This window comes from Acidovorax sp. LjRoot117, from assembly GCF_964252695.1.
GTDB lineage: Bacteria > Pseudomonadota > Gammaproteobacteria > Burkholderiales > Burkholderiaceae_C > Acidovorax.
Genome location: NZ_CAXUPO020000017.1, coordinates 86,352 through 104,049 on the forward strand (window position 1 = coordinate 86,352; position 17,698 = coordinate 104,049).

The 17,698-nt window shown below is 69.1% G+C and carries 13 protein-coding genes; 11 read left to right on the forward strand and 2 right to left on the reverse strand.

From position 1 onward, the window contains the following. Nucleotides 1-126 precede the first annotated feature (126 nt). From ACSQ3D_RS26490 to ACSQ3D_RS26520, 7 genes are all read left to right on the forward strand, one after another. Entirely contained in the window at nt 127-1,374 is a 1,248-nt protein-coding gene (locus ACSQ3D_RS26490; RefSeq protein ID WP_396506551.1) for an ROK family transcriptional regulator, read from the forward strand. Then, nucleotides 1,371-2,861, forward strand: coding sequence for a sugar ABC transporter ATP-binding protein (locus ACSQ3D_RS26495; RefSeq protein WP_436128819.1), 1,491 nt, complete (start codon nt 1,371-1,373; stop codon nt 2,859-2,861). Before ACSQ3D_RS26490 ends, ACSQ3D_RS26495 begins: the two co-directional genes overlap by 4 nt. Beyond that, nucleotides 2,842-3,858, forward strand: a complete 1,017-nt coding sequence (locus ACSQ3D_RS26500; RefSeq protein ID WP_200926955.1) for an ABC transporter permease — start codon at nt 2,842-2,844, stop codon at nt 3,856-3,858. Before ACSQ3D_RS26495 ends, ACSQ3D_RS26500 begins: the two co-directional genes overlap by 20 nt. A gap of 424 nt (nt 3,859-4,282) precedes the next feature. Beyond that, on the forward strand, nt 4,283-5,272 hold the full coding sequence (locus ACSQ3D_RS26505; RefSeq protein WP_056172273.1) for a substrate-binding domain-containing protein: 990 nt from the start codon (nt 4,283-4,285) through the stop codon (nt 5,270-5,272). Nucleotides 5,273-5,711: 439 nt separating this feature from the next. Further along, entirely contained in the window at nt 5,712-6,725 is a 1,014-nt protein-coding gene (locus ACSQ3D_RS26510) for a sugar phosphate isomerase/epimerase family protein (RefSeq protein ID WP_436128820.1), read from the forward strand. Nucleotides 6,726-6,897: 172 nt separating this feature from the next. Continuing rightward, entirely contained in the window at nt 6,898-8,064 is a 1,167-nt protein-coding gene (locus tag ACSQ3D_RS26515) for a Gfo/Idh/MocA family protein (protein WP_436128821.1), read from the forward strand. A gap of 171 nt (nt 8,065-8,235) precedes the next feature. Continuing rightward, nucleotides 8,236-8,805: a sugar O-acetyltransferase gene (locus ACSQ3D_RS26520; protein WP_436128822.1), complete on the forward strand. Its 570-nt coding sequence runs from the start codon at nt 8,236-8,238 to the stop codon at nt 8,803-8,805. A 219-nt stretch (nt 8,806-9,024) separates the two neighbouring features. Here the strand turns inward: ACSQ3D_RS26520 and ACSQ3D_RS26525 are convergent, their stop codons facing one another. Further along, nucleotides 9,025-9,378 (reverse strand): hypothetical protein, encoded by a 354-nt coding sequence (locus tag ACSQ3D_RS26525; RefSeq protein WP_436128823.1) that lies wholly within the window; start codon nt 9,376-9,378, stop codon nt 9,025-9,027. A gap of 243 nt (nt 9,379-9,621) precedes the next feature. Further along, entirely contained in the window at nt 9,622-11,100 is a 1,479-nt protein-coding gene (locus tag ACSQ3D_RS26530; protein ID WP_436128824.1) for a PLP-dependent aminotransferase family protein, read from the reverse strand. Nucleotides 11,101-11,301: 201 nt separating this feature from the next. Between ACSQ3D_RS26530 and ACSQ3D_RS26535 the strand changes: the two genes are divergently transcribed. The 4 genes from ACSQ3D_RS26535 to ACSQ3D_RS26550 all read left to right on the forward strand — a co-directional run bounded on the left by ACSQ3D_RS26535 (nt 11,302) and on the right by ACSQ3D_RS26550 (nt 17,532). Further along, complete coding sequence (locus ACSQ3D_RS26535) at nt 11,302-12,141, forward strand: c-type cytochrome (protein ID WP_436128825.1); 840 nt, start codon at nt 11,302-11,304, stop codon at nt 12,139-12,141. A 14-nt stretch (nt 12,142-12,155) separates the two neighbouring features. Continuing rightward, nucleotides 12,156-13,451, forward strand: a complete 1,296-nt coding sequence (locus tag ACSQ3D_RS26540; protein ID WP_436128826.1) for a c-type cytochrome — start codon at nt 12,156-12,158, stop codon at nt 13,449-13,451. A gap of 82 nt (nt 13,452-13,533) precedes the next feature. Further along, the gene (locus ACSQ3D_RS26545; protein WP_436128827.1) at nt 13,534-13,953 is read left to right on the forward strand and encodes a thioredoxin family protein; all 420 of its coding nucleotides are present in this window, start codon (nt 13,534-13,536) and stop codon (nt 13,951-13,953) included. A gap of 102 nt (nt 13,954-14,055) precedes the next feature. Continuing rightward, the gene (locus tag ACSQ3D_RS26550) at nt 14,056-17,532 is read left to right on the forward strand and encodes an SNF2-related protein (RefSeq protein WP_436128828.1); all 3,477 of its coding nucleotides are present in this window, start codon (nt 14,056-14,058) and stop codon (nt 17,530-17,532) included. The last annotated feature ends 166 nt before the right edge of the window (nt 17,533-17,698 follow it).

Genomic DNA, 17,698 nt, shown 5'->3' on the forward strand with positions numbered 1-17,698 from the left:
AAAGATCATATGTTTGGATTAATTTAGGTCAAAGTTCAGTCTTGCCCGGTCAAAGTAGACCGCATAGCATCCCTGTCAAGCACCCACCCCCATGAGGTGCTACACAACAACGACAGGAGACAAGCCTTGCCATCCACCCGCTGGAGTCACTGCGGCACCGAAGACCTGGACGTCTTGCAGACCATCTTCTGGTCCGCGGGCGCGTCGCGCAATGCGCTGGCGCAACGCCTGGCCTACTCCAAGAGCAAGGCCAACGCCATGGTTGCGGCGCTGCTCGATGAAGGCCTGCTCGACGAGGTGGGCCTGCAGGAGTCTTCTGGCGGCCGGCGGGCCGAAACCCTGCGATTGAGCGAAACCCTGGGCGTGGTCATTGGCGCCGACCTGGGCGCAACGAGCATGCAGGTAGCGATCATGCGGCCCGACATGACGGTGCTGGCGCGGCACCGCGAGCCCATCGATGTGCGCCAGGGGCCGGGCGTGATCCTGGCGCGGCTGCGCGGGCTGATGCGCGAGCTGATGGCGCGTTGCGGGCTGGCGGCGTCGCAGGTCATTGCCATCGGCATGGGCTTGCCGGGGCCGGTGGATTTTGAAAGCGGGCAGCTCGTCAACCCGCCGTTGATGCCCGACTGGGACGGCTTTTCGATCCGCGACTACCTGCGCGAGGCATTTGCCGCGCCGGTGTTCGTGGACAACGACGTGAACCTGATGGCGCTGGGCGAGCTGTGGCGGCTGCAGCGCAATCTGCCCAACTTTTTGGTGATCAAGGTGGGAACGGGCATTGGCTGCGGCATCGTGTGCCACGGGCAGGTGTACCGGGGCGCCAACGGGTCGGCCGGTGACGTGGGCCATATCTGCGTGGACCAGAGCGGGCCGCGCTGCCACTGCGGCAACCAGGGCTGTGTGGAGGCGATGGCGGCAGCACCCGCCATGGCGCGCATGGCGATGGAGGCCGTGGAGCGGGGCGAGAGCGCGATGCTGGCCGAGCGCCTGCAGGCCACCGGCACGCTGACCACCGAGGACGTGGCCCAGGCCAGCCGGGCGGGCGATGTGGCGGCCAACGCCATCATCCAGCGCGCGGGCAGCCTGGTGGGGCAGATGCTGGCGTCCATCGTGAATTTCTTCAACCCGTCGCATGTGTTCATTGCAGGGCGGGTGACGGACATGGGGCCGCTGTTCCTGGCGTCGGTGCGGCAGAGCGTGTACCACCGGTCGCTGGCGCTGTCCACGCGGCACCTGGAGATTCAATACGCGCCGCTGGCCGACGATGCGGGCGTGGTGGGCGCGGGTGTGCTGGCCATGCAGCAGAGCTTGGCGCTGTCGCCGCGTGCCTCTTCTTCTGCGACCAAAGCCAATGCCGTGGGGGCCGCACGATGAGCGTCGCTGTCGAGTTTCGCAATGTGACCAAGGAGTTCGGCCCGGTGCGCGTGCTGCACGGCGTGGGCTTTGCGCTGCAGCCGGGCCGGGTGTACGGCCTGCTGGGCGAGAACGGCGCGGGCAAGTCCACGCTGATGAAGATTCTGGCGGGGTACGAGAGCCCCACCACCGGCGAGGTGGTGGTGGACGGCACGGTGCGCGCCCCGGGCGGCGGCTCGCGTGCGGCCGAGGCGCAGGGCATCGTGCTCATCCACCAGGAGTTCAACCTGGCGGACGACCTGACGATTGCGCAGAACATCTTTCTGGGGCACGAGATCAAGCGTGGCCCCTTCCTGGACGACAAGGCCATGCGCGAGAAAACGCGCGCTGCTTTGGCGCAGGTGGGTTTGCCACTGGACCCAGACACGCGGGTCAAGAAGCTCATCGTGGCCGAAAAGCAGCTGGTGGAGATTGCCCGCGCGCTGGCCCGCAATGCGCGCCTGCTCATCATGGACGAGCCCACCGCCACGCTGACCCCCGGCGAGACGGAGCGCCTGTTTGCGCTGATGGCCGGGCTCAAGGCCGCGGGCGTGACCATCATCTACATATCGCACAAGCTCGATGAGGTGGAGCGCACCACAGACGAGGTCGTGGTGATGCGCGACGGCCTGCTGGTGGCGCGCGAGGCCACGGCCAGCGTGACGCGGCGGCAGATGGCCAACCTGATGGTGGGCCGCGAGCTGGCGGATTTGTTCCCGCCCAAGCTGCCTGCGCCTGCGGGTGGAGAGCCCGCCATCAAGGTGCGGGGCCTCACGGTGCCCGGCTGGGCCGAGGACGTGAGCTTTGACGTGCGGCGCGGCGAGATTCTGGGCTTTGCCGGGCTGGTGGGCGCGGGGCGCACGGAGCTGTTCGAGGGCCTGCTGGGCCTGCGCCCACGCTCGGCCGGCACGGTGGAGCTGGCGGGCAAGCAGGTGCAGCTCAAAAGCCCGCGCGATGCGGCGCGCCATGGCCTCACGTACCTGAGCGAAGACCGCAAGGGCAAGGGCCTGCACGTGCACTTCAGCCTGCGGCCCAACCTGACGCTGATGGCGCTGGAGCGCTACGCCAAGCCCTGGCTCGACCCGGCGGCCGAGCAGGCTGCGCTGCGCGATGCGGTGCAGGAGTTCGGCATCCGCACCGGGTCGCTGGAGGTGCGCGCGTCGTCGCTGTCGGGCGGCAACCAGCAAAAGCTGGCGCTGGCCAAGGTGCTGCACCCCGGCCCCAGCGTGGTGGTGCTGGACGAGCCCACGCGCGGCGTGGACGTGGGCGCCAAGCGCGAGATCTATCACCTGGTGCAGCGCCTGGCAGAGCAGGGGCTGGCGGTGGTGGTGATTTCTTCCGAACTGATGGAGCTGATCGGCCTGTGCCACCGCGTGGCGGTGATGCGCGCCGGGCGGCTGCAGACCACGCTGCAAGAACCACATTTGACCGAAGAGGAGTTGATCGCACATGCCACAGGTACCCGCTGAAAACGCATCCACCGCAGCGGGCCGCCACGGCGGCGCCACGGCCTGGTGGGGCAAGCTGCACGGGCTGGGCCCGGTCATCGGGCTGGTGCTGCTGTGCATTGCCGGCACGCTGCTCAACAGCAACTTCGCCACCTACGACAACGTGATGAACGTGCTCACGCGCACGGCCTTCATCGGCATCATCGCGGTGGGCATGTGCTTTGTGATCATCTCGGGCGGCATCGATTTGTCGGTGGGGTCGATGGCGGCGCTGATCGCAGGCTCGGTCATCCTGTTCATGAACGCGATGGCGCCCGTGCTGGGCTCGCCCATGGCGGCCGTGGTGGTGGGCATGCTGCTGGCGGTGGTGCTGGGCGCGGTGTTCGGGCTGGTGCATGGCCTCTTGATCACCAAGGGGCGCATCGAGCCCTTCATCGTGACGCTGGGCACGCTGGGCATCTTCCGCGCGTACCTCACGTATTTTTCGAACGGCGGGGCCATCACGCTCGAGAACGACCTGTCGGACATCTACAGCCCGGTGTACTACGCCAACCTGCTGGGGGTGCCGATTCCGGTCTGGGTCTTTTTGCTGGTGGCTGTCATCGGCGGCGTCATCCTGAACCGCACGGCGTACGGCCGCTATGTGCAGGCCATCGGCTCCAACGAGCAGGTGGCGCAGTACGCGGCGGTGGATGTGCACAAGATCAAGATCCTGACCTACATGCTGCTGGGGGTGTGCGTGGGCATTGCCACGCTGCTGTACGTGCCGCGCCTGGGGTCCGCATCGCCCACCACGGGGCTGCTGTGGGAGCTGGAGGCCATCGCTGCGGTGATCGTGGGGGGCACGGTGCTCAAGGGCGGGGCGGGCAGCATCACCGGCACGGTGGTGGGCGCGATCCTGCTGTCGGTGATCAGCAATATCTTGAACCTGACCAGCATCATCAGCGTGTATTTGAACGCGGCGGTGCAGGGGTTCGTGATCATCGCGGTGGCGTTCATGCAGCGTGGAAAGAGGTGATGGCCGTGCCGCCACTTCATTCCTTTCATTCGCCCCGCGAGGCCGCCCCGACCCCCGAACCGTTCGGGCTGAGCCCTTCGACGTGGCTCAGGACAGGCCTGTCGAAGCCTGGGCACTCGCGCCCCATGGTGGCAGCCCTTCGACAGGCTCAGGGCGAACGGGGCAGGGCGAGCGCACTGCGCTGGATTCCGGCAATCCCCCAACCGTTCGGGCTGAGCCCGTCGAAGCCTGGGCACTTGCGCCCCATCGTGACAGCCCTTCGACAGGCTCAGGGCGAACGGGGTAGTGGCGCAGGCCCGAGGTGCTTGCACCCGTTCCGAAGCGCTTCCACCGGTTTTTGATTTCGTCAGTGTTCCCCAGTCGGCCAGGCTTTCATGGCCATTTTCAGCAAAGCAACAGCAACAGCAACAGGAGACAACGCATCATGAACAGCAAGACATCAACTTCGTCCTTCACCCGCCGCCTGGCCCTCTCGGCCGTGGGTGCCGCAGCCGCACTGGCGCTGGCAGGCCCGGCGATGGCGCAGGCCAACAAGACGGTGGTGGGCGTGGCCATTCCATCGGCCACCCACGGCTTCACCGGCGGCATCGTGTACTGGGCCAACCAAGCCAAGAAGGACCTGGAGAAGGCCCACCCCGGCCTGCAGGTCATCGTGAAGACGGCGGGCGGCGCGCCCGAGCAGGCCAACCAGCTGCAGGACCTGGTGACGGTCAACAAGATCAACGCCCTGGTGATCTTCCCGTTCGAATCGGCGGCGCTGACCAAGCCCGTGGCCCAGGTCAAGGCCAAGGGCGTGTACGTGACGGTGGTGGACCGGGGCCTGACCGACACCAGCGCGCAGGATGCGTACGTGGCCGGTGACAACACGGCCTTCGGCAAGATCCCGGCCGAATACATTGCCAAGGCACTGAACGGCAAGGGCAACGTGGTGGCCATGCGCGGCATTGCGACCACGCTGGACAACGAACGCATGGACGCATTCAACGCGGTGCTGAAGAACCACCCTGACATCAAGCTGCTGGACGCCAAGTACGCCAACTGGAACCGCGACGACGCCTTCAAGGTGATGCAGGACTACCTGACGCGCTTTCCGCAGATCGACGCGGTGTGGGCCGCCGACGACGACATGGCCGTGGGCGTGCTCAAGGCCATCGAGCAGGCCAAGCGCAAGGACATCAAGCTGGTGTTCGGCGGCGCGGGTGCCAAGGGCATGATCAAGACGCTGGCCGACGGCAGCAACCCGCTGATCCAGGCCAATGTGTCGTACAGCCCCAAGTTCATTTATGACTCGATCAAGCTCACGGCCGAGGCGCGCATCAAGGGCGAGAAGCTGCCTGCGACGACGATCATCCCGTCGGTGCTGATCACCAAAGAGAACGCGAAGAACTTCTACTTCCCTGACTCGCCGTTCTGATGGTGGTTTTGAGATAAAAAAGGCCTCTACCGCTTGTCTGGTAAGCGCAAGCAGCTACTAAAAATATAGCAGTAACTGCTTGCTGGGCAAGTGGAGGCCATGGCTCTCAACCCATCCAACCCGAACCCGAACCCGAACCCGAACCCGAACCCGAACCCGAACCCACCCCCGCCCGTTCGGGCTGAGCTTGTCGAAGCCGCACCCAGCCGTGCCCGGCCTTCGACAAGCTCAGGCTGAACGGATTTGGGAGGTTGGGAGGTTCGGAGGTTGGAATTCAACGACTGCCAGACAAAAGCCATGGCAGTCACTACGACCCGAATGGCTCAACACCACCCCCGCCCGTTCGGGCTGAGCCTTTCGAAGCCACACCCTGCGTGCCCGGCCTTCGACAAGCTCAGGCTGAACGGTGGGTGGACCGAATAACCAGGACGCACGCACCATGCCCAGACCCGTCACCCTTTTCACCGGCCAGTGGGCCGACATGCCGCTGGCAGAACTCGCGCCCCTGGCCAAGAGCATGGGCTATGACGGCCTGGAGCTGGCCTGCTGGGGCGACCATTTCAACGTGCAGGAGGCGCTGTCGACGCCGCAGTACGTGAAGGACAAGCACGCGCTGCTGGCCCAGCACGGCCTCTCGTGTTTTGCCATCGGCAACCACCTTGTGGGCCAGGCCGTGTGCGACCTGATCGACGAGCGCCACCATGCCATCTTGCCGCCCCACGTGTGGGGCAACGGCGAGCCCGAGGGCGTGCGCCAGCGGGCTGCCGAAGAACTGGCCGACACGGCGCGTGCGGCGGCGCAGTTCGGCGTGAAGACGGTCACCGGCTTCACCGGCTCGTCGGTGTGGCATTCGATCTACGCGTTTCCGCCCACTACGCAGGCGTATTGGGACAAGGGGTTCGTGGACTTTGCGGACCGCTTCGGCCCCATCCTCGATGTGTTTGAAGAGCACGACATCGACTTCGCGCTGGAGGTGCACCCCACTGAGATCGCGTTCGACATCGCCTCGGCCGAGCGCGCGGTTGCAGCGGTCAACCAGCACCGGCGCTTCGGCTTCAACTACGACCCGAGCCACCTGGCCTACCAGGGCGTGGACTACGTGAAGTTCATCCGCCGGTTTGCCGACCGCATCTACAACGCCCACATGAAGGACGTGTGGTGGGGCAAGGGCGACGGCACGGTGGGCACGTTCGGCGGGCACACCAGCTTTGGCGATGCGCGGCGCACCTGGGACTTTCGCAGCGTGGGGCGCGGGATGATCGATTTCGAATCCATCATCGTCGCGCTCAACGACATCGGCTACCAGGGCCCGCTCTCGGTGGAGTGGGAGGACAGCCGCATGGACCGCGTGCACGGCGCCACCGAGAGCGCGGCGTTCTGCAAGCGGCTCGACTTCAAGCCCGCGGCAGGCGCGTTCGACGCGGTGTTTGCGCGCGACCAGCAGAACGTGTGAATGCTCTCCAGCCACCGCCACCATTCCACCGCCATCCACCACTCCCTCACCGTTCGGGCTGAGCCTGTCGAAGCCGGGGCAGGGTGCTCGACGGCCCTTCGACAAGCTCAGGGCGAACGGCCGGGTGGTGACGGCAACAGCGAACCAAGAACAACAAACAAAGGCCTTCCGTATGTCCAGTGAAGTCAGAAAGCTCCGCTACGCCATGGTCGGCGGCGGCCACGGCGCCTTCATCGGTGCGGTGCACCGCAAGGCCATGGCGCTCGACGGCCAGTTCGCGCTGGTGGCCGGTGCGCTCTCGTCATCGCCCGAGCGGGCCCGCGCATCCGGAGCCGGGCTGGGCCTGGCGGACGACCGCAACCACGGCAGCTGGCAGGACCTGCTGGCCGACGAGCTGCGCCGCAGCCCCGATGAGCGCATCGACCTGGTGAGCATCGTCACCCCCAACCACGTGCACCACCCGGTGGCCCTGGCCTTCGTGCAGGCGGGCTTTCATGTGGTGTGCGACAAGCCGCTGGTGCACACCAGCGCGCAGGCCGAAGAGCTGGTGGCGGCGGTGAAAAAGGCCGGCACCGTGTTCGGCGTGACCTACAACTACACCGGCTACCCGATGGTGCGCGAGGCCCGCCACCTGGTGCACAGCGGCGCCCTGGGCACGCTGCGCAAGGTCACCGTGGAATACAACCAGGGCTGGCTGGCCACGGCGGTGGAGCAGGGCGGCGGCAACAAGCAGGCCGACTGGCGGCTGGACCCGGCCCGCAGCGGCGCGGTGGGCACCATGGGCGACATCGGATCGCACGCCGAGAACCTGGCCGCCACCGTCACCGGCCTGCGGCCCGAGGCGCTGTGCGCCGACCTCACCACCTTCGGCGCCGGCCGGCGGCTGGACGACGATGCGCAACTGTTGCTGCGCTATGCGGGCGGTGCACGCGGCGTGATCGTCGCGTCGCAGGTGGCGGCGGGGCTGGAGAACGATGTGCGCCTGCAGGTGTCCGGCACGCTCGGCACGCTGGTGTGGCGGCAGGAGGACCCCAACCACCTGGTGCATTCGCCGGTGGACGGGCCGCGCCGCATCCTCACCCGTGGCTCGCCCTGGCTGAGCGAATCGGCGCTGCGCGCAGGGCGCATTCCGGCCGGGCACCCGGAGGCTTTCATCGAAGCGTTTGCCAATGTCTACCTGGGCGTGGCGGCGGACATCCGGGCGCGGGCCGCAGGGCGCACCGCCACCGCGCTGGAGGCCGACTACCCGAGCGTGGAAGACGGGGCCGAGGGCGTGCGCTTCATCGAAAAGGTGGTGGAGTCCGCCGCGAGCGAGCGCAAGTGGACGGCGCTGGGGTGAGGGCGGGCAAGCTGTTGGACGTGTCGCCGGGGCAGGCCGTGATGGTGGCAGCAGGGCTGAGGTTCAATGGTAGAACCACACTGCTGACCCATCGACGGATCGACCGGTTCGGAAGATCCAAATGCTGATTGCTCGTGCACTTGCGCTTGCACCACTTCACGGACAGACCCTGTGACCTCTGAAAAATCCAAGATGATCTCCGGCGAGCTCTACAACGCCGCCGACCCCGAGTTGACCGCCGACCGCCTGCGCGCGCGCCAGCTGTGCCACGACATCAACACCACCCGGCCCGACACCGCGGGCACGGTGAAGGCGCTGGTCGCGCAACTGGTGCCGGGCGTGCCGGCCAGCGTGGCGATCACGCCGCCTTTCCAGTGCGACTACGGCTACAACATCACGCTGGGCGAGGGCGTGTACTTCAACGTGAACTGCGTGGTGCTGGACGTGGCACCGGTGCACATCGGCGCGCGCACGATGATGGGGCCGGGCGTGCAGATCTTCACGGCATCGCACCCCATGTCGCCCGAGGAGCGTGCGGGCGGGCTGGAGCTGGGCGTGCCGATCACGATCGGCGCGGACGTGTGGATCGGCGGCGGCGCCATCGTCTGCCCGGGCGTGACGATTGGCGATGGTGCGGTGATTGGTGCGGGCAGCGTGGTCACGCGCGATGTGCCGGCGCGGGTGTTTGCGGCGGGGAATCCGTGCCGGGTGGTGAAGCCGTTGGATCCGCTGGTGGTGTGAATGCGGTGGGTGGCGGGTGAGGCCGCGGTGCTTCCAAGCCCGTGACGGTGATGGTCGGTGCGCTGCGCTTGCCTGACCCCGTTCGCCCTGAGCCTGTCGAAGGGCTGCCAATTCGGGGCGCGTGTGCCCAGGCTTCGACAAGCTCAGCCCGAACGGTCGGGGGTTGAGCGATGGGGTGCGCAGGCGCTCGAGCGCTGCCCAGGTGTCACCGGCGCGAACTCACGCATTCGCCAACTGAAACCGCTGATCGAAATTCATCTTCCCCAGCACCCGCAGCGCCGCCGCACGCGTGGTGCTGTCTACCTTGCTGATGTCCAGGCTGTAGCGCTTGGCGGTGGACACCACGTCCACGCATTTGTGGCCCCATTGCACGGCCACGAGCAGGGTGGGGCGCTGGCCGGCCTCCACCGCAGCCACCGAGACGCCGCGCTGCTCGGGCCGCAGCATGAACTCGAGATGCGGCGTGCGCGTGAGCGTGAGGCGGCTGGCACCGAGCGGGCCCAGGGCGAACGAGACGACCCAGTCGTCTTCGTCTTCCACGGTCAGAAACGGGACATGCTGGGGTGCTGCCATGGTGGGGCGTTGGGTGGGTGGTGGATGCTGGCGGGTTGCCAGGCTGGTAGCGCTGCCCGGGTTGCGGGCGGCGGTCAGTATGCCGTTGCAAAAGCCGTGCCGAGGTCGGGAGAACCCGAGGTTGGGCCTTTCCAACGCCGCCGGGTTTCGTCAGGTGGCTGCAAGCCAAAACGTGCTGCGGTGGCGTGGTGCGGGCAGGTCCGCACGGCCTGCCGCGGTTCAACTATTGGTTGATTCATTGGTTCAATCAGCGGTTGAATCGCTGTGCTCGCCCGGCCCTGGGCTACTTTGGGCCAGGGCCGTCGCCAGCTCGCCCACCGTCTGCAGCGCGGCTTCCAGGCGGCTTTGCGCCGGGTGCCCGTAGTTGATGCGCACGCAGTGGGCAAAGCGCCGGTCGGCCGAGAAGATCTGCCCCGGCGCCAGGCTGATGCCCTGCTGCAGTGCCTGGCGGTGCAGTTGCAGGGCGTCGACCTGCGGCGGCAGCTCCACCCACACAAAGTACCCGCCCTCGGGCTGCGACACCCGCGTGCCCGGCGGGAAGTGCCGGGCCACCGCGCCCAGCGCGATGGCCTGCTGCTGCGCCAGGCTGCGGCGCAGCTGGCGCAGGTGCCGGTCGTAGCCGCCCTGGGCCAGGTATTCGGACAGCGCCTGCTGCGACGGCGTGGCGGCCGAGAGCGTGGTCATGAGCTTCAAGCGCTGCACCGCCGTGGCAAAGCGGCCCGCCGCCACCCAGCCCACGCGGTAGCCGGGCGCCAGGCTCTTGCTGAACGAGCTGCAGTGCATCACCAGGCCTTGGGCATCGAACGCCTTGGCCGGGGGCGGGCGGTGCGGGGCGAAGTGCAGCTCGCCGTACACGTCGTCTTCGATCAGCGGCACCTGGTGGCGGGCCAGCAGGGCGACCAGCTCGCGCTTCTGGGCTTCGGGCATCAGGCTGCCCAGGGGGTTTTGAAAGCTGGGCATGAGCCAGCACGCCTTGACCCGCTGGTGGGCGGGCTGGCGCTCCAGCGCCTCGGCCAGGGCGGCCAGGTCGATGCCGTCGCGCGGGTGGGTGGCAATCTCCAGCGCCTGCAGGTTCAGCCGCTCCAGCGCCTGCAGCGCGGCGTAAAAGGTGGGCGATTCGACCACCACGATGTCGCCCGGCTGGGTGACGGCCTCCAGGCACAGGTTCAGGGCCTCCATCGCGCCGTTGGTGATGATGATCTCTTCCACATCGACCGCGCTGCCGTGCAGGCCGTAGCGCAGCGCTATCTGCTGGCGCAGGCGTTCGTCGCCGGGCGGCAGGCTTTGCACGATGTTCCAGGGGTCGAGCTTGCGCATGCCGCTGGCCAGGCAGCGTGCCAGCCGGTCCAGCGGAAACAGCTCCAGCCCTGGAAACGCCGAGCCCAGCGGCACCAGGTCGCGGTCGCGCGCCAGGCCCAGCACTTCGAACACCAGGTCGCTGATGGCCACGCCGGTGGAGGTGCGCGCGGGCTGCGAGGGCAGGGGCTCTGCGGGGCGCGACCCGGTGGCGGGCAGCCGCGCGCTGACGTAGTAGCCCGAACGCGGCCGGGCGTGGATGAGGCCCTGGGCCTCCAGCAGGTAGTACGCCTCGAACACGGTGGACGGGCTGATGCCGCGCGTGCGGCTGGCCTCGCGCACGGACGGCACGCGGTCGCCCTGGCGCAGGGCGCCGCTGTGGATGAGCTGGGCGATGGCGTCGGCGTGGCGTTCGTAGCGTTTCATGGGGGGCGGGCTGACGGGGTGGGCCCTTGGGCCTGGGGGCCTGGGAGCGGATGCAGCGCAAACTGATCTGTATTTTTAACTGGAAACTGAATCTGTACTGTTTTGGGGGTTGGGCGTAGAGTGCCGTGGTGCGCTGGTGCGGGCGGTGATAAACGCCCGGCCCAGCTGGCGACCCTGTCGATCCCCACGCGAAAAAAATCCATGATTGATTGCCTGCGCAGCCTGCTGCGCCCTGTTTCTGGCTGGCCTGCTGCTGCGGTGGCGGCTGCCTCGGTAGCGGCGGCTTTCAGCGCCAGCGCGCTGGCCGCGCCTGCTGCTCCCGCCCCGACGGCCACGGCGTCGGCCGCGGCATCCGCATCTGCCACCACTGCAGCAGCGCCCACGGTGCCTGCCGCCGCCATGGCCTCGCGCGTGCTGGCCTGCACCGCCTGCCACGGCAAGGAAGGGCGGGCCACGCAGGAGGGCTACTTCCCGCGCATCGCGGGCAAGCCGGCGGGCTACCTGGCCAACCAGTTGCTCAACTTCCGCGACGGGCGGCGCAGCTACCCGCAGATGACCTACCTGATCGAGCACCTGACGGACGACTACCTGCGTGAAATGGCCGATCACTTTGCCGCGCAAGATGTGCCGTACCCGCCGCCGCCCGCACCCCAGGCGCCGACCGCCGCGCTGGAGCAGGGGCGCGTGCTGGTGCAGCAGGGCGACGCTGCGCGCCGCATACCGGCCTGCGTGTCGTGCCACGGCAGCGCCATGACGGGCGTGGCGCCGTCCATCCCGGGCCTGCTGGGTCTGCCGCGCGACTACCTCAACAGCCAGCTGGGCGCCTGGAAGACCGGCCAGCGCCGCGCCCATGCGCCCGACTGCATGGCCGACATCGCCCGGCAGTTGACGCCCGACGATGTGAGCGCCGTGTCGGCCTGGCTGGCCGCCCAGCCGGTGGCAGCGGGCGGCAAGCCCGCGCGCACCCTGCCGGCCGCCATGCCCGCCCGCTGCGGCGGCGTGGCCGAGGTGCCGGTGGCTGCTGCAACTGCAGCACGTTGAACAAGGATGCCCCCATGAAACGCATCCTCTGGACCCTTTCTTCCGTGCTGGCAGCCGTGGGCATCGCGGCCGCTGCGCTGGTCACCCTGAACCTGCGCGGCGAAGAGCCGCTGCCCGCGGCCGAGACGCTGCAGAGCACGCCCGCGCTGGTGGCGCGCGGCGAGTACCTGGCGCGCGTCGGCAACTGCATGGCCTGCCACACCACGCAGGGCGGCGCGCCGTTTGCGGGCGGGCGCGGCATCGAGACGCCGTTCGGCGTGGTGCACACCTCCAACCTCACGCCCGACCCGGCGCAGGGCATCGGCAGCTGGACGTCGGCCGAGTTCTGGCGCGCCATGCACCATGGCCGCAGCAAGGACGGGCGGCTGCTGTACCCCGCCTTTCCGTACCCCAACTACACCCAGGTGACGCGCGCGGATTCGGACGCCATCTTTGCGTACCTGCGCAGCGTGCCCCCCGCCAGCGAGCCCAACCGCGCGCACGCGCTGCGCTTTCCGTACAGCACGCAGGCGGCGCTGGGCGTGTGGCGTGCGCTGTTCTTTGCCCCGGGCGCTGCCAGCACCGCTGGCGACTCCGCATCCACGAAGACGGCGGAATACGACCGCGGCGCCTACCTGGTCAACGGCCTGGGCCACTGCACGGCCTGCCACACGCCGCGCAACGCGCTGGGCGCCACGGCCGACGCCAAGGCCTTCAACGGCGGGCTGATCCCGGTGCAGAACTGGTATGCCCCCGCGCTCAACGCGGCGGCCGAGGCGGGCGTGAAGGAATGGGCCACCGACGACGTGGTGGCCTTGCTGAAAACCGGCGTGGCCCCGCACGGGTCGGTGCTGGGCCCCATGGCCGAGGTGGTGTTCCGCAGCACGCAGTACCTGACCGATGCCGACGCCCGTGCCATGGCCGTGTACCTGCAGGCGCTGCCGCAGCAGGCCGCCCGCGCCACCCCGGCGCCCTACACCGCGCCACCCGCCGCCGCCATGGCGCGGGGCGGCAAGGTGTACGAGCAGCAGTGCGCGCAATGCCACGGCGATGCCGGGCAGGGCCAGGCGGGCGCCTTCCCGGCGCTGGCGGGCAACCGCGCCGTGCTGCTGGCCGACCCGACCAACACGGTGCGCGTGGTGCTGCAGGGCGGCTACCTGCCCGCCACGGCCGGCAACCCGCGCCCGCACGGCATGCCGCCGTTTCAGCAAACGCTGGGCGACGAGGACGTGGCGGCGGTGACCACCTTTGTGCGCAACAGCTGGGGCAACCGGGCGCCCGGTGTGGGTACCATCGAGGTTTACCGCGCCCGCGAACGGCGCGGCATGTAAAGGCGCGGTGGTGCGGTGGTGCGGTGGCAGGGTCTGCCGGCAGCGCCCGCCGCGCAGCCCACCCCCGAAGGAGCCCCCGTCGATGCAAAGCCCGGCCTCGTTGCCAGACCCCACACCGCAGAGCCCGGCCGCCGCCACCCCGGGCGGCTGGTGGGCCGTGTGCCTGTGCGCTGCCTGGTGCGGCACCTGCGGCGTGTACCGCCCCCTGTTCGACGAACTGGCCCGCGCGCACCCGGACGTGCGCTTCGAATGGGTGGACATCGAGGACGACGCGGAGATCGCCGGTGACCTGGATGTGGAAACCTTCCCCACGCTGCTGATCGCCGATGGCGAACGGGCGCTGTTCCTCGGGCCGCTGCTTCCGCAGGCGCCGGTACTGGGGCGGCTGCTGGCCAGCCTGCAGGCGTCGTCGCCCCAGGCGGGCGGTGCGGGCAGTACAGGCGGTACGGGGGGTGAGGCGCAAGAAGTCTTCGAGCGCGTGCGCGCAGCGCGCAGCCGGTAGGCGCTGCGGCGGTTTTCTCATCTGTTGGTGCGAAATGCTCCTGTTTTTATAGCTGCTGGCGCTTGATAGACAAGCGGTAGATCCGTTTTTTGCTTGGATTTTGTGCCTACACCCCGTCCCCCCTGGTTCCAGATCGGCTCATTGCAGGCCCAGTGCGACAAAGGCACCTGGTCGCGCGGGGCAGCGCTGCACCGCCAAGGGGCCGTGCTGCGCATCGCCGTCAAGCCGGACGGCATGGCCGGGTGGGCGCTGGACGGCGAGGTGCTGGGCAGCCAGCCGGTGCCGTATGCCGTGCGCGTCCAGCTCACCCTGTCCGACGCCGGCGTGGTCCAGTCGTGGTGGGGCGAGTGCAGCTGCCCGGTGGGTGCCGACTGCAAGCACGCGGTGGCGCTGGCGCTCAAATCCGTGCACCTGGGCGGCGAGCCGCCGGCCGCGGCCACGCAGGCCACCCAGGCTGCGGACGCCCTGAAAGCCCTGCAAGAGCGCAAGGAAGCGCTGGCCCGCACCGAGGCCGAGGCGCGGCTGGTGCACTGGCTGCGCGAATGGGACCGCGCGGCGGGTGCGTCGGCCACCGCACCCGCTGATCCGCAGGTGGACCGGCCCGAGCGGTACCTGTATCTCGTCTCCACCGTGGGGCTGCCCCGCGCCACGCTGCAGCAAATGCAGCTCGAAGCCGTGGTCTCCTACCCCAAGCTGACCGGCGGCTGGGCCAAGCCCAAGCCGGTGCGCACCCAGCCCGCGCCAGGGCAGGCGGTGTACGACCGCGCGAGCGACGCCGACCGCCAGGTACTGCAGCTGCTGCGCGCCATGCCGCGCGGGCTGGGCTACTACTCGGCCTACAGCGCCGGGCCGGTGGCGGTGCTGGAGGGCTCGGTGGGCGTGCTGGCGCTGCAGCAGGCGGCCAGCACCGGCCGGCTGTTCGCGGATGCGGGCGGCTCCATGGTGGGCACGCCCCTGGCCTGGGGGCCACCGCTGGCTATCGCGTGGGCCTGGCACGAGTCACGCGCCCCGGCTGCGGCCGGTGGCGACACCACCTGGGCGCTGCGCCCCGGCCTGCCCGGCACCACGGCCACGCTGTGCAGCAACAGCCCGCCTTTGTACGTGGACGCTGCCAACGGCCTGTGCGGCACGGTCGACCTGCAGGGCCTGAGCGCGGCGCAACTGGCCATGCTGCTCAAGGCGCCGGCGCTGAGCACCGCGGCGCTGCAAAAACACCAGGCCGACCTGGCCACCCGCCTGGGCGGCGTGCTGCCGCTGCCGCCGGTGGGGGCGCCCTTCGCCCGGGTGCAGGGCGTGAAGCCCCTGGCGCGGCTGTTTCTGGCGCCCACACCGCCTGCAGACATGCCCGACATGGGCCTCATCACCGCGCAATTGCAGTTCGACTACCAGGGCCACGTGGGCTGGTGGGCGGGGCAGGACCTGGCCTTGATGGTCCCGGGGGCCGACGGCGTTGAGGTGCTGCTGCAGCGCGATGCAGTGGCCGAGCTGTCGGCCATCGAACGCCTGCTTCACCTGGGCCTGCTGGGCACCGACGACGGCCTGTTCGGCATTCCGGGCGAGCAGCCGCAAACCGCCTGGATGCACTGGGCCGACAACGGCTTCGCGGTGCTGCGCGACGCAGGCTTTGCCGTCACGGTGGATGCGGCGCTCAACGGCTGGATCACCCATGCCGACACGCTGGCCGTGGCGCTGCAGCCAGAGGGTGCGGGCGATGGCGATGGCAAGGGAGGAGAAGGCGGGGGCGATGAGGCCACGTCCCCCTGGTTTGCGCTGTCGCTGGGCATGGAGGTGAACGGCGTGCGCCACAACATCCTGCCCTGGCTGCCCGACCTGATCGCCGCCGCGGCCGACCAGCCGCTGGATGCCACCACCGGCCTGCCGCAGCTGCCGCCCTATGTGTACCTGCCATCGCTGCAGGGCCCGGGCTTCGTGCGTTTGCCGACCGACACCCTGCGCCCCTGGATGGCCGCGCTGCTGGACCTGGTGGGCGACCGGGCGCACGACTTCACCGGCGACAGCCTGAAGCTGTCGCGCCTGGACGCCCTGCGCACCAGCGCCGCGCTGGGCCAGGGCGTGCCGTGGCAGGGCGCCCACGCGCTGCGCGCCGTGGTGGACCAACTGCAGGGCGCCAGTGCCTTGCCCCCGGTGCCGCTGCCCGCCGGCGTGCGCGCCACCCTGCGGCCATACCAGCAGCAGGGCCTGAACTGGCTGCAGTTCTTGCGCGCCCACGGCCTGGCCGGGGTGCTGGCCGACGACATGGGCCTGGGCAAGACGCTGCAGACCCTGGCCCACATCCAGGTCGAAAAAGACGCCGGGCGCCTGACCGACCCCGCGCTCGTCATTGCACCCGTGAGCCTGATGGGCAACTGGCAGCGCGAGGCGGCGCGCTTTTGCCCCGGCCTGCGCTGCCTGGTGCTGCATGGCGCGGGCCGCCATGCGGTGGCCGACGCGGTGGCCGAGCACGACCTCGTGATCGCCCCGTATTCGCTCCTGCAGCGCGACCGCGACCGGTGGCTGGCCCAGCCGTGGCACCTGGTGGTGCTGGACGAGGCGCAGAACATCAAGAACGCCAGCACCCAGGCGGCGCAGGTGGTGGGCGCGCTCAACGCGCGCCACCGCCTGTGCCTGTCGGGCACGCCCATGGAAAACCACCTGGGTGAGATCTGGAGCCTGTTCCACTTTTTGATGCCGGGGTTTCTGGGCAGTCAGCAGCGCTTCAAGCAGGTTTTTCGCACGCCGATCGAAAAGCAGGGCGACGGCGCGCGCATGGCGCAGTTGCGCGCGCGCATCACGCCGTTCATGCTGCGGCGGACCAAGGCGCTGGTGGCCGGCGAGCTGCCGCCCAAGGTCGAGACCGTGATGCCCGTGGAGCTGGCCGGCGCGCAGGCCGACCTGTACGAGACCATCCGCCTGGGCATGGAGAAAACCGTGCGCGAGGCCCTGCACACCAAGGGGCTGGCCAAGTCGCAGATCACCGTGCTGGACGCATTGCTCAAGCTGCGCCAGGTGTGCTGCCACCCGCAGCTGCTGCCGCTCGAGGCCGCCCGGGGCGTGAGCGCATCGGCCAAGCTGGAGCAGCTGATGGCGCTGCTGCCCGAGATGCTGGCCGAGGGGCGGCGCGTGCTGCTGTTCTCGCAGTTCACCAGCATGCTCACGCTGATCGAGGCCGAGCTGAAAAAGCGCGGCCTGCCCTGGGTCAAGCTCACCGGGCAGAGCCAAAAGCGTGACGCGGTCATCGCGCAGTTCACCAGCGGGCAGGTGCCGCTGTTCCTCATCAGCCTGAAGGCGGGCGGGGTGGGGCTGAACCTGCCGCAGGCCGACACCGTGATCCACTTCGACCCCTGGTGGAACCCCGCGGCCGAGGCCCAGGCCACCGACCGCGCCCACCGCATCGGCCAGACGCAGAGCGTGTGGGTGATCAAGCTCGTGGCGCAGGGCACCATCGAAGAGCGCATCCTGGCGCTGCAGGACAGGAAGGCGCAGCTGGCCGGCAGCCTGTACAGCGCCGCCGCCGCGCGCAAGGAGCCGCTGTTCACCGAGGGCGACCTGGCCGAGCTGCTGGCGCCGCTATCGCAGTGATAGCGGCTGGCGCGTGTGGGGCGCGCGCCACGTGCCGTTTTGGCTCTGGGTATTTGTCGCCCATGGCGTGCACCCCGCTCGCAGCCGCATGAATGCTGGTTTTCGCCGGATTCGGGGTGCGTTCACAACAGTTTTGCGAGTGCGCGCCTTTGCAAATCAACACTTT

Coding starts and splice junctions, on each gene's coding strand:
- ACSQ3D_RS26495 (WP_436128819.1), top strand. CDS start 1,371: ATGAGCGTCGCTGTCGAGTTTCGCAATGTGACCAAGGAGTTCGGCCCG.
- ACSQ3D_RS26500 (WP_200926955.1), top strand. CDS start 2,842: ATGCCACAGGTACCCGCTGAAAACGCATCCACCGCAGCGGGCCGCCAC.
- ACSQ3D_RS26505 (WP_056172273.1), top strand. CDS start 4,283: ATGAACAGCAAGACATCAACTTCGTCCTTCACCCGCCGCCTGGCCCTC.
- ACSQ3D_RS26510 (WP_436128820.1), top strand. CDS start 5,712: ATGCCCAGACCCGTCACCCTTTTCACCGGCCAGTGGGCCGACATGCCG.
- ACSQ3D_RS26515 (WP_436128821.1), top strand. CDS start 6,898: ATGTCCAGTGAAGTCAGAAAGCTCCGCTACGCCATGGTCGGCGGCGGC.
- ACSQ3D_RS26525 (WP_436128823.1), bottom strand. CDS start 9,378: ATGGCAGCACCCCAGCATGTCCCGTTTCTGACCGTGGAAGACGAAGAC.
- ACSQ3D_RS26530 (WP_436128824.1), bottom strand. CDS start 11,100: ATGAAACGCTACGAACGCCACGCCGACGCCATCGCCCAGCTCATCCAC.
- ACSQ3D_RS26535 (WP_436128825.1), top strand. CDS start 11,302: ATGATTGATTGCCTGCGCAGCCTGCTGCGCCCTGTTTCTGGCTGGCCT.
- ACSQ3D_RS26540 (WP_436128826.1), top strand. CDS start 12,156: ATGAAACGCATCCTCTGGACCCTTTCTTCCGTGCTGGCAGCCGTGGGC.
- ACSQ3D_RS26545 (WP_436128827.1), top strand. CDS start 13,534: ATGCAAAGCCCGGCCTCGTTGCCAGACCCCACACCGCAGAGCCCGGCC.